The sequence below is a fragment of the Pseudoalteromonas sp. NSLLW24 genome (assembly GCF_015864725.1).
Lineage (GTDB): Bacteria > Pseudomonadota > Gammaproteobacteria > Enterobacterales > Alteromonadaceae > Pseudoalteromonas > Pseudoalteromonas arctica.
Genome location: NZ_JADYWQ010000013.1, coordinates 21,271 through 36,146 on the forward strand (window position 1 = coordinate 21,271; position 14,876 = coordinate 36,146).

General features: G+C 38.7%; 13 protein-coding genes. All 13 read right to left on the bottom strand.

Annotation, left to right across the window (positions count from 1 at the left end):
• Nucleotides 1-120: 120 nt before the first annotated feature.
• Nucleotides 121-1,539 (bottom strand): coniferyl aldehyde dehydrogenase, encoded by a 1,419-nt coding sequence (locus I6E72_RS13715; protein WP_197112689.1) that lies wholly within the window; start codon nucleotides 1,537-1,539, stop codon nucleotides 121-123.
• Nucleotides 1,540-1,795: 256 nt separating this feature from the next.
• Nucleotides 1,796-3,271: an SLC13 family permease gene (locus I6E72_RS13720; protein ID WP_197112691.1), complete on the bottom strand. Its 1,476-nt coding sequence runs from the start codon at nucleotides 3,269-3,271 to the stop codon at nucleotides 1,796-1,798.
• Between the two features lie 8 nt (nucleotides 3,272-3,279).
• Complete coding sequence (locus I6E72_RS13725) at nucleotides 3,280-4,236, bottom strand: porin (protein WP_197112693.1); 957 nt, start codon at nucleotides 4,234-4,236, stop codon at nucleotides 3,280-3,282.
• 174 nt (nucleotides 4,237-4,410) lie between these two features.
• Nucleotides 4,411-5,775: a sigma-54-dependent transcriptional regulator gene (locus I6E72_RS13730; protein WP_197112696.1), complete on the bottom strand. Its 1,365-nt coding sequence runs from the start codon at nucleotides 5,773-5,775 to the stop codon at nucleotides 4,411-4,413.
• Complete coding sequence (locus tag I6E72_RS13735; RefSeq protein ID WP_197112698.1) at nucleotides 5,768-7,498, bottom strand: sensor histidine kinase; 1,731 nt, start codon at nucleotides 7,496-7,498, stop codon at nucleotides 5,768-5,770. Before I6E72_RS13735 ends, I6E72_RS13730 begins: the two co-directional genes overlap by 8 nt.
• A 170-nt stretch (nucleotides 7,499-7,668) precedes the next feature.
• On the bottom strand, nucleotides 7,669-7,932 hold the full coding sequence (locus tag I6E72_RS13740; protein ID WP_010553937.1) for a CBU_0592 family membrane protein: 264 nt from the start codon (nucleotides 7,930-7,932) through the stop codon (nucleotides 7,669-7,671).
• 203 nt (nucleotides 7,933-8,135) lie between these two features.
• Nucleotides 8,136-8,387 carry a hypothetical protein gene (locus I6E72_RS13745; protein ID WP_165729466.1) on the bottom strand — a complete coding sequence of 84 codons (252 nt, stop codon included), beginning with the start codon at nucleotides 8,385-8,387 and terminating at the stop codon, nucleotides 8,136-8,138.
• Between the two features lie 143 nt (nucleotides 8,388-8,530).
• On the bottom strand, nucleotides 8,531-8,899 hold the full coding sequence (locus tag I6E72_RS13750) for a response regulator (RefSeq protein ID WP_197112700.1): 369 nt from the start codon (nucleotides 8,897-8,899) through the stop codon (nucleotides 8,531-8,533).
• 92 nt (nucleotides 8,900-8,991) lie between these two features.
• Nucleotides 8,992-9,396 (bottom strand): DUF1761 domain-containing protein, encoded by a 405-nt coding sequence (locus I6E72_RS13755; RefSeq protein WP_024591801.1) that lies wholly within the window; start codon nucleotides 9,394-9,396, stop codon nucleotides 8,992-8,994.
• Nucleotides 9,397-9,546: 150 nt separating this feature from the next.
• Nucleotides 9,547-10,008 carry a Cys-tRNA(Pro) deacylase gene (gene ybaK / locus I6E72_RS13760; RefSeq protein ID WP_007585460.1) on the bottom strand — a complete coding sequence of 154 codons (462 nt, stop codon included), beginning with the start codon at nucleotides 10,006-10,008 and terminating at the stop codon, nucleotides 9,547-9,549.
• Nucleotides 10,009-10,087: 79 nt separating this feature from the next.
• On the bottom strand, nucleotides 10,088-11,416 hold the full coding sequence (locus I6E72_RS13765) for an IS4 family transposase (protein ID WP_010554630.1): 1,329 nt from the start codon (nucleotides 11,414-11,416) through the stop codon (nucleotides 10,088-10,090).
• Nucleotides 11,417-11,544: 128 nt separating this feature from the next.
• Nucleotides 11,545-12,684 (bottom strand): molecular chaperone DnaJ, encoded by a 1,140-nt coding sequence (gene dnaJ, locus I6E72_RS13770; protein WP_010553942.1) that lies wholly within the window; start codon nucleotides 12,682-12,684, stop codon nucleotides 11,545-11,547.
• 202 nt (nucleotides 12,685-12,886) lie between these two features.
• Nucleotides 12,887-14,800 carry a molecular chaperone DnaK gene (gene dnaK, locus I6E72_RS13775; protein WP_008171317.1) on the bottom strand — a complete coding sequence of 638 codons (1,914 nt, stop codon included), beginning with the start codon at nucleotides 14,798-14,800 and terminating at the stop codon, nucleotides 12,887-12,889.
• Nucleotides 14,801-14,876: the final 76 nt, after the last annotated feature.

Below are 14,876 nucleotides of genomic sequence, written 5' to 3' on the forward strand. Positions count from 1 at the left end.
TTTAAGACCTTAGTTTGAAACTAATCTAAAAAGGCTGAATTACATAACGTAATTCAGCCTTTTTAATATCTTGATTTAGCAAGTTCAAAATCTATTCAACTTTACAAAATCAACATACTCTTATTTTATGTAAAGCCACTTTAGTAGCTTAATAAGAAGTTTGCTTTGTTTTAGCAGCATAACAATACGAGGATTAAACGAGCCCGATACTAACGTGTTTTTAGCATGGCTAAACGTTAAAAACCCTTCTATGCCATGATAATGCCCCATTCCTGAATACCCTACACCACCAAAAGGGGCATCGTCAGCAGTTACTTGCACTAACGTATCGTTTATTGCCACAGTGCCACTGATTGTTTGCTTCATAATGTATTCTTGAGCGTGCTTATCTTGCCCTAAAATATAAAGCGCTAACGGATGGTGATGGGCTTTAATATAGTCAATTGCGCTGTCGAGCGTGTCATAACTCATTATTGGTAATATTGGACCAAATAGCTCATCTTGCATTAGCTGCATTTCGTCAGTTACTTGAGTCACTAAATGCAGCCCCATACGATGTTTTTGCTCATCTTGCTGGTTTTGCTCAAGTGGCTTAATAATGTTTGCGCCAAGCTCTTGGGCTTGCTCTAAGTAGGTTGCTAAACGTTTATAGTGTGCATCGCTAATAATAGAGGTTAAGTTTTTACCTTCAACACCGTCTTTAAAGTGCTTTTTATAAAGCTCGCATAATTGCTGAACCAATTGATGCTCAAGCTCTTTGGGTACAAATACGTAGTCGGGAGCAACGCATATTTGCCCTGCGTTGGCCATTTTTCCAAACAGTATGGCTTGTGCCGCTTTTTTAATATCGGCATTTTGCGTAATAATAACTGGCGATTTACCACCGAGTTCGAGCGTTACTGGTGTTAAATTACGGCTCGCTGACGCCATTACTAATTTACCAACGGCCGATGACCCCGTAAATAATAAATGAGCAAATGGCAGTGATGAAAACTGCGCGGCTACGTCGCTACCGCCTTGTATTATTTTGCAATGCGTTTGTATGTCGTCTTTAAATATTTTTTCGATAACGACGTTTGTATGCGGTGTAAACTCGCTTAATTTGAGCATCACTCTATTACCAGCAGCTATGGCGGTAAGCACAGGTACTAACGCTAACTGAATGGGGTAATTCCACGGTGCAATAATACCAACGACACCTTTTGGCTGGTAATTAACACTTACTTTTGAAGGCCATAAACTTAAACCCACAGAGCGATTACTTGGCTTTGCCCATTTTGGTAGCTTTTTGATAATGTGCGCGAGTGTTTGAACCGTAGGCAATATATCGCCAAGTAAAGTATCGAAAGCGGTTCTGTAACCAAAGTCTTTTGAAGCAGCATCTACTAGCTCTTGCTCAAGTTCAACAATACGTACACGGAGTTTTTTTAATAAAACGAGACGTTTATCAATTGGCAAGTAAGGTGTTTCGAGAAAGCTTTTTTGCAATTCATCAAATTGGGGAATTAAAGGCATTGCCTGTGATGTGTCGGTGCTCAAAATAGATTACTCAATTTTTAAAGTTACCGCAGACTATAACCTTGTTCTGTTTTTCGAGCAATAACACTAATTTGCTTGAAAGCGTAATATATAACTTGAGTTTTTAAGGGTAAATCTACCCTAAGCAACTCTTTTGAACACTAATGGCGTGAATTTAACTGAAATAGATTGGATATAAAGAGTAGCTTTGCTTTAAGTTATAACTTTAAACAAAACTACTCTGATATAGGTTGGTTGGAACTAATTTAGTACAGCTTTAAAAGCCAAATACTTGGGCTGCAATCGTCATTGTTACAAGTGTTATTAAAACAATTGCGACGATGTTTAGCACAAAGCCTGCTCTTATCATGTCGCGCATTTGAATTTGCCCTGAGCCAAACACAATAGCGTTTGGTGGTGTCGCTACCGGCATCATAAACGCACAACTACACGCTATAGCTGCAGGAATAACCCAAACCAAAGGCGAACCTGTTATAGACTCTGCAACGGGTCCTAACAAAGGAAGAAAGCCAGCTGCAGTCGCTGTATTACTCGTGATCTCAGTTAAAAATGTAATTAATGCCACTACAACAAGTACACTCATAACAAGTGGAATAGCACTAGCACCTTCAATTAGGTGAGCAATAAATTCAGCAAGCCCTGATGACTTAATTTGAGATGCAAGTGTAAGCCCGCCACCAAATAATAATAAAACGCCCCACGGCACTTTAGCTGCGCTTTCCCAATCAAGAATACGTTCATCACTGCCTTTGTTTGCAGGCAAAACAAATAGTAATAATGCAGCGGCAATCGCAATACCCGTATCAGAAATTTTAAGACCTGTTATATCACCCAATAAAGGTCTAAATATCCAGCAAAGTGCAGCAAGCACAAATACAAACAATACGCCTTTTTCTGCGCGTTGCATTATTCCAAGCTTTTTTAACTGTTCAGAAAATACCGCTTTTGTATCAATTTTTTGATCGTTTTTAACATTAGCATCTACTTTATACGCAAATTTGGTAAGCCAAACCCAACTAATAATAAGCATACTTAAAGACAGTGGTACGCCTACAATCATCCACTGAGCAAAGCCTATTTCAATTTGGTAACTGTCAGATAGGTATGCAGCCATTAATGCATTAGGCGGTGTACCAATTAAAGTAGCAATACCACCAATGCTTGCACCATAAGCAATTGATAGTAGCAATGCTTTGCCAAACCCTTCATTACTCGGGTCTGATTGCTTAACCAAACTGGTAATTGAAAGTGCAATAGGTAGCATCATTACGGCTGTTGCCGTATTAGACATCCACATAGATAAAAATGCAGTTACAAGCATCATTGCTAAAATTTGCAAACTTGGCTTTTTACCCGCATATAACATGGTGCTAAGCGCTATACGTTTATGTAACCCCCATCGCTCCATAGCGATAGAGATTAAAAATCCGCCTAAAAATAAAAATATTAGTGGGTGCGCATACGGTGCAGCCACACTTTTTATGGCTTCTATATCAGCAAGTGGTGATATTACCAAAGGGAGCAAAGCTGTTGCTGGAATTGGCACTACTTCACTTACCCACCACGATGCCATCCAAAATGCTAAGCCTGCTGTTTTAAATGCAGCAACCGACATACCCTCAGGTGGGTTTACTAGACAGGTAAGCAACATAACGCTTGGGCCCAGTAATAGCCAAAACCATTGCATACTCTGTTTTTTAGGAGAATTGTTTTTTAAAATTTGTTGAGTCATTACTTTTCCTAAAATTTATATTTAAGGCCAAGCGCAACACTGCTGTCGTCTTGTTCTTCTAAATTAAGATCGGTATATAAAAGATAAGCTGTAGTTTGCTTATCAAATACATAATCAAGGCCTGTGCTCCATTGCGTTGCCTCAGATGCTTGACGAAGAGTTGAGTCATCTTTAGCAAATTGAATTTTTGGCACCCACTTATCAAGTGTATAACTGGCACTTAATACGTAACCATTGCCCGACTTACTGCCATCTACTGATTCTGAATGCTGGTACAGCGCACCAAGTTGTAATTGTTCGAACTTATAAACACCGGCAATTCTACTTGCAGTAATATTATTAAGTGAATCAACATGGCTTAACGATAAGTAATATGAAGTACTTTTTAAATTACGATCACCATAAATAAGCGTAGCAGCAAAGCCTGCTTTATCGTCTTTATTGTCATCTTTTGGCGCATAAGTAAACGAAAACTGCGTATTATGCCAATAGTTTGAGGTGTAAGTTATAGTATCACCGAGGCGGTCTTGGCCTGCTATAACCTGTGCCATATCGGCTTGAGTTTCGTTAAAGTTATCGAGTTTACCTTCAGAGTATTTAAAGCGAGTGTCGTTACGACCTACAACAACTTCACCAAACGCGCCTTTTAAACCTAAATAAGTATTACGTGCAGTGAAAGGCTCTTGCGTATCATCTTCTTCAAAACCTTTAACTTGTACCTCATATTTAAAAACAGCACTTAAATATTCGTTAAGTTTATGATCGCCCTTAATACCAATACGCGAGTATGGCGCTTCAATTTGAGTACCCTCTTCGGCATAACGCATTATGCCCGTATCAGTACTGGCAATTTGTACTTCAGCTTTACCGTATACAGCGTACTCTGCAGCAAAAGATGTGTGTGAAAATGTAGCTAAGCAACCATAGGATAGAAATAAAATACAGGTGTGTGTAGTTTTTGTCATCGTGTGCCCTAATTATTAGAATCTACTTGTTGTAGCGCTAATAAGGCAACTTTACTGCCAAGTGTATAAAAGCAATCTATTTCAACAACTTACTAAAACAAATCGTTTGATTTAAATAAAAACGTGTGAATTACCACACATAAGAAAGTAGGTCCTGTCACCAAACCCACACATTTAGTCAGTAAACATATCTCTATTAAGATTGTATTTACTCATTTTATCGTAAAGTGTTTTACGAGCAATTTGCAGTGTTTCCATGGTGTTTTTAATACTGCCGTGGTTTTGCTCAAGCGCGTACTCAATAAGTGACTGCTCATAAAAAGAGACTTTTTCAGATAAACTTAAATCGGGAGATAAGCCACCTAATTGTTGTGTTTTAACTTCAGCAAAGGCAAGTTCGGCACCAAGTAATACAGCTCGCTCTGCTTGATTTCTTAGCTCTCTCACATTGCCCGGCCAGTCATAGGCAACTAACCGCTGTTGTATTTCGTAATTTACTGCCGCCGGCGGCTTATGATAGCGAGTTGCAGCAATAGAGCTAAAGTGTTTAAACAAAAGTAATATGTCAGCTTTTCGCTCTCGTAATGGCGGAATATTAACGTTAACCAAACTAAGTCTGTAGTATAAATCAGCTCTAAAATCACCCTTTTCAACTAACGCAAGTAAGTCTACTTTTGTAGCTGCAACAATTCTGATGTTTAAATCAATTGCTTTGTTATCGCCTACAGGTGTTACTTTTCGCTCTTCTAATACGCGTAATAACTTAACTTGCAGTGCCATTGGAGTGCTTTCTATTTCATCTAAAAAGACCGTACCACCTTGTGCATATTCAAACTTACCTTTTCGACTTTGAGTAGCCCCTGTATATGCACCACTTGCTGCACCAAACAATTCGCTTTCTATTAACTGCTCTGGTACTGCGCCACAATTAATAGCAACAAAATTACAGCTAGAGCGATTACTCTGATCGTGTAGATACCGCGCTACAAGTTCTTTACCTGTGCCAGTTTCACCTTCAATCATTACATCGGTTGGGGTATCTATAATTGTGTTTAATAAGTGCATCATGTGTTGCATTTTAGGTGTGTCACCTAGTATGCGTACACCTGGGGCTGAGGTTTTCTGTACAGCCACTTTTAATGCGCGGTTCTCCATAACAAGGCTTCGTTTGTCGCACGCTCGTGCTATGCAATCAAGAAGATGTTCGTTAACTGGTTTTTCAAATAAATCATACGCACCTAATTGCATCGCTTTAACTGCTATCGATACATCAGCGTAACCAGTTAAAAATATTACAGGGAGCTCACTATCAAAAGCCGTTATTTGCTCTAAAAGCGTTAAGCCATTCATGTTCGGCATATTTATATCGCTCAGCACAACTCCAGCAAAGCGCCTGTTGAGTTTGCTAAGAGCGGTACTTGCGTCATTAAAGCACTCAACGGTGTATCCTTCGAGAGTGAGCAATTGCTTTAAAGAGTCTCTGATCATTGCTTCATCATCAATGACTATTATGTGATTACATGGGGAGCTATCAATCATCTTTATTTTCCTGCCTGTTAGAGAGGCTAATTATAAATTCAGCCCCGCCTTCAACTCGATTGTGCGCGCTCAAACAACCATTAAACGAATCTATTATTTGTTTTGATATAGATAAACCAAGGCCTAAACCTTTACTTGATTTAGTACTATAAAAAGGTTCAAACAAATTACCAAATGCATGTTGCTCAATACCAGAGCCAGTATCTAAAATCGACAGTTTTACTCGCTCTTCAAAACACTCCAACTGAAAACTTAAGTTACGAATAATTGCGCCATTCATAGCTTGGCTAGCATTAGTAATTAAATTAACTAGTACTTGTTCAAATTTAAGCGAATCGACCCACACAACGACTGTTTCATCAAACTGAGGTGGCTCTACTTGTACGTTATCTTGCTTTAACTGCGCGCTAGAAATCATTAATGCGTTATTAACAAGCCCTGCAAGAGGGTAAGGTCTGAGCTGCATTTTTGAAGGTTTACTAAAATGCTTTAACTGACCTACAATTTGGTGCACTCGATTAACTAATCCCTCAATCACTACTAAGCTTTCACCAAGTGCTGAAGTATTTCCTTTAGCTAATAAACGCTTTGCTGAAGCTAAATAAGTATTAATAGCACTGAGCGGCTGGTTTATTTCGTGGTTGATTCCTGCACTTAGCTGTCCTATTGTCGCAAGCTTTGCAGATTGCACTAAGGCTGTTTGTACTTTTTCCAAAGCTTGAGTGCGCTCAAGGACTTCAAGTTCAAGGCTATGTCTGGAGTACACCAGCTTTTTATAGCCCGCAAACCGAGTTAATAAAATATAACTAATAATAATCATCAAGCTACAGATAATAAATACCCAAAACAAGCGAGGCAGTTGGGCTGAATTAACTTTTGTTATATCAACGAGTACGTTCATTGTGGCATTAAAATACCGTAAAGGTCTTTGCGACATTACGTAAAGTTTTTTATCTATTTTTAAATGTTTAATACCTTCATTAGAAAATTGAAACTGCTTTATATACAAAGGTTGATGATCTAAATAAGCCCGACGAGATTTAATATCTCTGCGCATAGTTATATCAAGTTCAGTGAAGCTGTTTAATCGCCACGTTTGCATATCTGACATTGCAATTACCTCATCTGCAAGCTGCAAAAAAAAGTGACTACCCTTTGAAGTATTTAGAAGCTCTCTGTCATCCTCAAATTTACTTACATTCACTTTTAACACAACAACACCAATGGCTTTATTGTCGCGATATACTGCTTGTGAAAAGTAAATACCACGCTCTTTAGAGCGCATGCCTAATGCAAAATACGCTACTTTTTCGCCTGCAAATGCACGTTTGAAATAAGGTCTAAACGCAAAGTTGCTACCTAAAAAAGTATAATCTGCTTGCCAATTACTACTGGCAATAACTTCGCCTTGAGTATTTAGAACAAAAATATCTGAGGCACCACTGGCTTGTTGAATATCAGCAAGGTAGTTATTAATAGCGTTATAGTGCTGCGGCTGCGCATCTACAAAGTCTATCATTAACGAGTTATAGGTAAGTAACTGGGGAATAGCAGAAAAACGAGCAAGCTCAGTATCAATATAGTTATTTAATTGCGTAACTTGGCGCTCAGCCTGGTAGGTTGCTTGCTCAACATCATGAGAGCGACCAAGCCAAAACGTAACAACTAATATAAGTACGAGTAACACACAAACAGTAATGATTTTTTTAGAAAAAGAAAACATGAAGAACTCGCAAAAAATAGCCAAGAAAATTTTAGGGCGCTAGTGTAACGGCTAATCTCTAGCAGAGATATAAACTTTTTGTTAACAACAGTTTTAAAGTGTTTAAAAACAAAAATCGCCGTAAACAACTATGTTTACAGCGATCTGTTTAGCATTAAATTAAAAAACAATTAATTTGTAGCTAATGTTGATCTATTTTTAACATATTTATATAAGCCAATTAACGATGCTGCAATCCAAAATATTTCGATTACAAAGCTCGCTAAATTAAAGTTATAACAAAGGCTAATTAACAGTAAAATTGCCCCTGTTAAATTCATCATATTATACGTTAAGCTAGCTGGAGATGTTTTACCTAGCTGCAGTAAAAAAAATGAACCAACTACTAAAAAAGTACCTGTCATGCCTATGATGTCAAATAAGAGTGCTATCACGAAACTATCCTTTATCCATTTTTAAATAACCCAATAAACTGGCCCGATCCATGGGGAGGGTATTTTTTCATTCATTGAAACAGCAAACCGGGCGATTCTATCAATATGGTAAATTCTAACAAGGCCATATGTCCGCATGCACAAGGCTTTATACTTATTCGCTTAATTAAGTATTATTGCGGTTTAGTATTACTTCATATACCTTATTTAAAGGTTACTTTGCCGCCAATTATTTTATAGGCCGGCGCACCGCGAATAATAGCCTCTCGGGCAAATGGACGGCTACAGTTAGGGCAAATACAAGCCTCTGTTGTAAAGTCTTGACTAATACGCTCTTTAAAACACTTAATTAATGTTCCTTTTCCCCCTTTTCGATATTTAAATAAGGAAGCTTTACAGGCTGAGCAAAAAATATCGACCGTTTTAGTTGGGCCTTTTTTATTAGGTTTCGCCATTAAGTTCTGCTGTATTATATGAAGAGTTATTGACTATGATATCAGTTTAGATAGGTAAAGGTGACAACTGGGTTTTAGAATTTTTGTGCGGTATGTTCGTTCAAGCTAGCTCATAATAAATTATTGGTTATGAGGAATATAACCTAATCTCTAAAAAAAAAGCGGTTTAATTGAGATGATAATACATTCATATTAAAAGGTTTAATTATAAACCCCGATACTTTAGCTGCAATAACTTGCTTAACTTTATCTTTACTGTCTTCACAAGTAACCATTAAAACGGGAATATCAGCGAGTTCTTTATCTTTTCGAATGTTAGTAAGTAAACTAACTCCATCCATTTTTGGCATATGAAGGTCAGTAATAACCAAATCGAAATGCTGGTTGCGCAGAAATACCAAAGCTTGCAATCCATCAGTTGCTTCAACGATATTGCTATACTCTAGTTTTCTAAGCATATTAATTAATACGTGTCGCATGAGTGGCATATCATCAACAACTAATATTTTCATTAGTTTCTTTACCAAATTGTATAAATGGGATTATATAAAACTACTCTACTCGTAGATAAGGATCAAATTTGGATTTGCTGATTATTTAAATCTTACGGCCATATCCCTAAAATGAGCCCCATTAACGAAAATTGTAAAATATGGTACCCCCCGTTAATTAAAAAAAGCTTTAGAGGGCGTTGCTCAAATATATAACTCAATCCAAATGAACTACTGATCCAAAAAAAGCCGATCACAAAGCCGGTTCCTATACTTTCACCTACGCTTGCATCCTTACCTAAAAAAAGAGATAGCATTAAAGCCGCTATAAAAACTAAAAAAAAACTGCCACCAAATATCAACTTAGGGTTAGCCGATTGTAAATCCAGATCAGTTAAGCCAATACTTTCTAGCCATGCATTTTTAAAGAGAGCTTTTGAATACCATATACCACCAAGCATAAAAGAAGACAGTGCAGCCACTAGTATCGCAAAATAATCTACATCTAAAAGGTTCATACAAACAGCCATATACAAAAAGTGTAATACCGTTTGGTATTAAATATTAACGGTATAAAGATACTCCCAATGTAGTTATAAATAGGGGATTGAGCAAATGGCCTAACTTAAATTAATTTTTTGTATAGAAGGTAATTATAAAAATAAAATTTATAAATCGCCAAATTTTGCATTGGTCAATAAGGCTAAATCAGTTGGCGAGAGTGCTATTTCTAAGCCTCTTTTTCCGGCGCTCACATAAATAGTGTCAAAGAGAGAAGCACTGCTATGAATAAACGTAGCTAGACGTTTTTTTTGTCCAAGCGGACTCACCCCTCCTAAAATATAACCGGTACTAACTTGTACTTTTTGTGGGGCAGCCATAATTACTTTTTTAGCCCCACATAATTTAGCTAACTGTTTTAAATTAACTTGTTGAGATACAGGCGTTACAGCAACAATCAGTTGCCCTTCATGTGTTTCAAGTACTATGGTTTTAAATACTTGTGCACTGTCTAAATTTAACTTTTCAACGGCTTCAAGCCCGTAGTGGCTATTATTCTTATCGTGCTCATAACTGAGTACTTCAAAGGTTTTTTTTTGCTTTTTAAGTAGATCTATTGCTGGTGTCATGCTGTTTCATCTTTTTTATTCACAGTAACAAAAATTAAGTTTAAAGCAAAAAAAAACGACGCTAAAAGCGTAATGCCAGTCAGTTAAGCTGACTGGCATTTTTCTTTTTATGGGGATACTTAGATGGTTTTGGCTTAACCCATCGGGGATATCTTCTATCCTCTCGTCTAGCTGGAAGCTTAAATAAGACCAGTGTATTGAGTAAGTGCTGCCAGTGTATTGGAATGTTCCCTGGACTCATTATAGATACTGACGAGAAATACTGAATGACAGCCATCGAACTGCTAGAGAAACTAAGCTGGTTAGGCCATATCCCTGTAACTGTCGCCGCCATCGTCATTATTCTTCGTATTAAATTATAGGCGAGTAACACGCCCCATAGCTCCTGACGCACCATGTCTGGGCGCTTGCTTCTTAAATGGTATGCGCTATCAAGCATGGTTTGTTTGATTTCTCTAAACCCAAGCTCTATCTCCCAACGATGACAATATAATTCAACAATTTCATTACCTGGATAACGCAATCTATCCGTCATCGAGGTTAGTATACGGTAGCTTTTGCCCTTTATTGTTTTACTGATTAATCTCGCTTTAATCGTTTCAGGAACATCGGGAAAGTTTTTTTGTGCATGCTTTGTTGTTTTCAATTCAATGATATGGTCATTTTTACCCGCGCTGGAGATGATTTCATACTGTAAGTCGGGCCTTGCTGGTATCAGCCAGTGCCTCATCTTCCCAGTTTGGTGCCAACGATTTAACAGGCCTAAAGAATAATATCCTTTATCAAACATAGTCAGTGAATTATCTGGTGTACGTTCAATTAAACGCTCAGCTAATTTCATCTCGTTGGTTTTATAGTTATCAAACTCGCTACTGAGCAGTTGATGGCTGGTCAATTCCATATGACAGACCATGCGTATTTGAGGAAAGGCTGTATCACCGTATTGGTTGCTACCAGAAGAGAAGGCTTTACGATTATCAGGCGTGTCGGCTGTTCGCCACACAACACCGTCAACAGCTAATAGGTTCAAACCATTCCATGTTTCGAATGACTGTTGCTTATACATTGATTGAGCAGATTTATTGAAAACGTGTTTAACGGAATCATCACCTAACCTTTGTCTCGCCTGTACCATCGCACTTGGAGCAACGAGTTGGTTCTTGCCAGGTAACATGATATCTAGCTTATTAGCGATATTCCAAACCGATTCTTTTCGAAACAATGCCATGCCAATAACTGACCACAAAACGGCCTCAAGCGGTAACCTTCGCTTACGAACGGTTGCAATCCCAGCTTGTTGAAAACCTTGTTCAATGATTTCAGGGTCAAGAATTTCTGATAATTTTTCAAAGGTATGGTATCGGCTGCTTTCTTCAAGTGTTGCTTGCAGTGCTTGTTCTATATTCACAAAAAAATCCGTAGTTAGTTTCCTAACTACGGATTTTGCATGATCGTTTGGATCGGTCAACCGGTCATTTTCTTAACTGATCGGCATTACGCTAAAAGCGTCGTTTTTTTGTTTATAATAATTTAAATTTATTTAGTTAAATCATCAAAAAACTTTTTAACACCGTCAAAAAAGCCTTGCTCTTTAGGACGGTTTTTAGAGCTATCTGTGCCCATGCTTTCATCTAACTCTTGAAGTAGTTCACGTTGACGCTCGTTAAGATTAACTGGCGTTTCGATTACCACTTTACAAATTAGATCGCCTTGTGCACCACTGCGTACAGACTTAACACCTTTGCCACGCATACGGAACATTTTGCCCGTTTGAGTTTCAGACGGTATTTTAAGTTTTGCACGACCATCAAGTGTTGGCACCTGAATTTCGCCACCTAGGCCTGCTGTAGTAAAGCTAATTGGTACTTCACAATATAAATTATTCGCTTCACGTACAAATATTTCATGTTCACGAACCGATACTTGCACATACAAGTCGCCCGATGGCGCGCCATGCATTCCGGCTTCGCCTTCACCCGTTAAGCGGATACGGTCGCCTGTATCAACGCCAGCTGGAATTTTAACTGAAAGCGTTTTAGTTTTTTCTACGCGGCCTTGTCCATGACAACTGTTACAAGGGTCTGAAATAATTTGACCTTGCCCCTGACACGTTGGACACGTTTGCTGAACAGCAAAGAAACCTTGGCGCATTTGCACTTGGCCAGCACCATGACATGTAGTACATGTTTTAGGTTTAGAACCCGCTTTAGCACCACTGCCATCACATGGCTCACAACCAACCCATGTAGGTACTTTAATTTCAACTTCTTTACCACGAACAGCTTCTTCTAAGCTTAAGTCCATGTTGTAACGTAAATCAGATCCACGTTGTTGACGAGATTGACGTCGACCACCGCCGCCACCAAAAATATCGCCAAACACGTCGCCAAATACATCACCAAAGTCGCCATGTCCGCCACCAAAACCACCGTGACCACCGCCACCACCTTGTTCAAAGGCTGCGTGACCATGTTGGTCATACATTTGACGTTTTTGATCGTCGGTTAGTATTTCATACGCTTCTTTAACTTCTTTAAATTTTATTTCGAGATCTTTATCGCCTGCGGTACGATCTGGATGATATTTCATCGCTAAGCGTTTATACGCTTTTTTTATGTCTCGCTCACTCGCATCTTTGCTTACGCCGAGGACTTCGTAATAATCGCGTTTTGACATATCTATCACACTACTCTTTTCTGTTTACAGCGTAAGCTGCAGGATAAATCGATAAATCGCATCGATTTATCATTGAATTTTTAAACCTTGAATACATGCAAAAGGCGCGACAAGCTATTGCTCGCGCGCCTCAATTGTTCATCCTAACCTAAACACCTAACTGAGTTAAGTGTTTTTGGCTAGCGAGAAGCGGTAGCAACAATTACTTGTCGTCTTTCACTTCTTCGAACTCTGCATCAACAACGTCGTCGTCTTGCTTAGTTGACTGTTGTTCGCCAGCGTCTGCTGAACCTTGCTGTGCTTTCGCTTGAGCAATTTCCATTAGTTTTTGAGACTTTTCAGCAAGAGCTTGAGTTTTAGCTTCAATCTCTTCTTTATTGTCGCTCTTAATTGCAGCTTCTAAATCTACAACAGCAGCTTCAATTGCTTCTTTGTCTTCGTTTGGTAATGCATCGCCAGCTTCTTCAATTTGCTTACGTGTACCGTGAACTAAAGCATCAGCTTGGTTACGAGCAGCTACAAGTTCTTCAAACTTTTTATCGTCTTCAGCATGTGCTTCTGCATCACGAACCATCGCTTCAATTTCGTCATCGCTTAAGCCTGAAGATGCTTGAATCGTAATCTTTTGCTCTTTACCTGTATCTTTATCTTTCGCAGATACATGTAAGATACCATCGGCATCAACATCAAATGTTACTTCGATTTGTGGTGTACCACGTTGTGCTGGACGAATACCTTCTAGGTTAAATTGGCCTAGTGATTTATTGTCGCTTGAACGTTTACGCTCACCTTGAAGTACATGAATTGTTACAGCAGATTGATTATCTTCAGCTGTTGAGAACGTTTGCGATTTCTTAGTAGGAATCGTCGTGTTTTTCTCAATCAATGCAGTCATTACTGAACCCATTGTCTCAATACCTAGAGATAATGGAGAAACGTCTAGTAATAGTACATCTTTAACGTCACCAGCAAGTACACCACCTTGAATCGCTGCGCCTACGGCTACTGCTTCATCAGGGTTAACATCTTTACGAGGCTCTTTACCGAAGAACTCTGCAACGATTTTTTGTACTAAAGGCATACGTGTTTGACCACCAACAAGAATAATGTCGTTGATGTCGCTTACTGATAAATCAGCATCAGCAAGTGCACGTTTAAGTGGCTCAATTGTTTTAGTTACTAAATCTTCAACTAGTGACTCAAGCTTAGCACGTGTTAGTTTCACGTTCATGTGCTTAGGACCAGATGCATCAGCAGTTACATACGGAAGGTTTACTTCTGTAGACTGTGCAGATGAAAGTTCAATTTTTGCTTTTTCAGCAGCTTCTTTAACACGTTGCATTGCAAGCGGATCATTTTTAAGGTCTAAGCCTTGATCTTTCTTGAATTCAGCTACTAAGTAGTTGATTACGCGGTTATCGAAATCTTCACCACCTAAGTGAGTGTCGCCGTTTGTAGCAAGTACTTCAAAAGTGTGCTCACCTTCAACTTCATCAATTTCAATGATTGATAAATCGAAAGTACCGCCACCTAAGTCATATACTGCAACTACGTTTTCGCCACGGTTTTTATCCATACCGTAAGCAAGTGCCGCAGCCGTTGGCTCATTGATAATACGTTTAACTTCAAGACCCGCAATACGACCAGCATCTTTCGTAGCTTGACGTTGTGAATCATTAAAGTATGCAGGTACTGTGATTACGGCTTCAGTTACTTCTTCACCTAAGAAGTCTTCAGCTGTTTTCTTCATTTTTTTCAGTACTTCAGCAGAAATTTGTGGTGCAGCGCGTTTTTCGCCGCCCGCTTCTACCCATGCATCACCGTTGTCGGCTTTAACAATTTTAAACGGCATGATGCCGATATCGCGTTGTACTTCTTCGTCTTCAAAACGACGACCAATTAAACGCTTAATTGCAAATAATGTGTTTGTCGGGTTAGTAACCGCTTGACGTTTAGCAGATTGACCTACTAATGTTTCACCGTCTTGCGTATAAGCAATAATAGACGGGGTTGTGCGATCGCCTTCCGCATTTTCAATAACACGTGCTTTGCCACCATCAAGTACTGCAACACAAGAGTTTGTAGTACCTAAATCGATTCCAATAATTTTACCCATGAAACTTCTCCAACTTCAATATTCGTTAATACGTTCGATGACATAGTAAATAGGGATGCGCCAAACTTATTTCAAC

What these genes read in the sequence shown, in the direction of transcription:
- dnaJ (WP_010553942.1), bottom strand. Translation starts at nt 12,684, where the DNA reads ATGTCAAAACGCGATTATTACGAAGTCCTCGGCGTAAGCAAAGATGCG.
- I6E72_RS13750 (WP_197112700.1), bottom strand. Translation starts at nt 8,899, where the DNA reads ATGAAAATATTAGTTGTTGATGATATGCCACTCATGCGACACGTATTA.
- I6E72_RS13725 (WP_197112693.1), bottom strand. Translation starts at nt 4,236, where the DNA reads ATGACAAAAACTACACACACCTGTATTTTATTTCTATCCTATGGTTGC.
- dnaK (WP_008171317.1), bottom strand. Translation starts at nt 14,800, where the DNA reads ATGGGTAAAATTATTGGAATCGATTTAGGTACTACAAACTCTTGTGTT.
- I6E72_RS13755 (WP_024591801.1), bottom strand. Translation starts at nt 9,396, where the DNA reads ATGAACCTTTTAGATGTAGATTATTTTGCGATACTAGTGGCTGCACTG.
- I6E72_RS13735 (WP_197112698.1), bottom strand. Translation starts at nt 7,498, where the DNA reads ATGTTTTCTTTTTCTAAAAAAATCATTACTGTTTGTGTGTTACTCGTA.
- I6E72_RS13720 (WP_197112691.1), bottom strand. Translation starts at nt 3,271, where the DNA reads ATGACTCAACAAATTTTAAAAAACAATTCTCCTAAAAAACAGAGTATG.
- I6E72_RS13745 (WP_165729466.1), bottom strand. Translation starts at nt 8,387, where the DNA reads ATGGCGAAACCTAATAAAAAAGGCCCAACTAAAACGGTCGATATTTTT.
- I6E72_RS13730 (WP_197112696.1), bottom strand. Translation starts at nt 5,775, where the DNA reads ATGATTGATAGCTCCCCATGTAATCACATAATAGTCATTGATGATGAA.
- ybaK (WP_007585460.1), bottom strand. Translation starts at nt 10,008, where the DNA reads ATGACACCAGCAATAGATCTACTTAAAAAGCAAAAAAAAACCTTTGAA.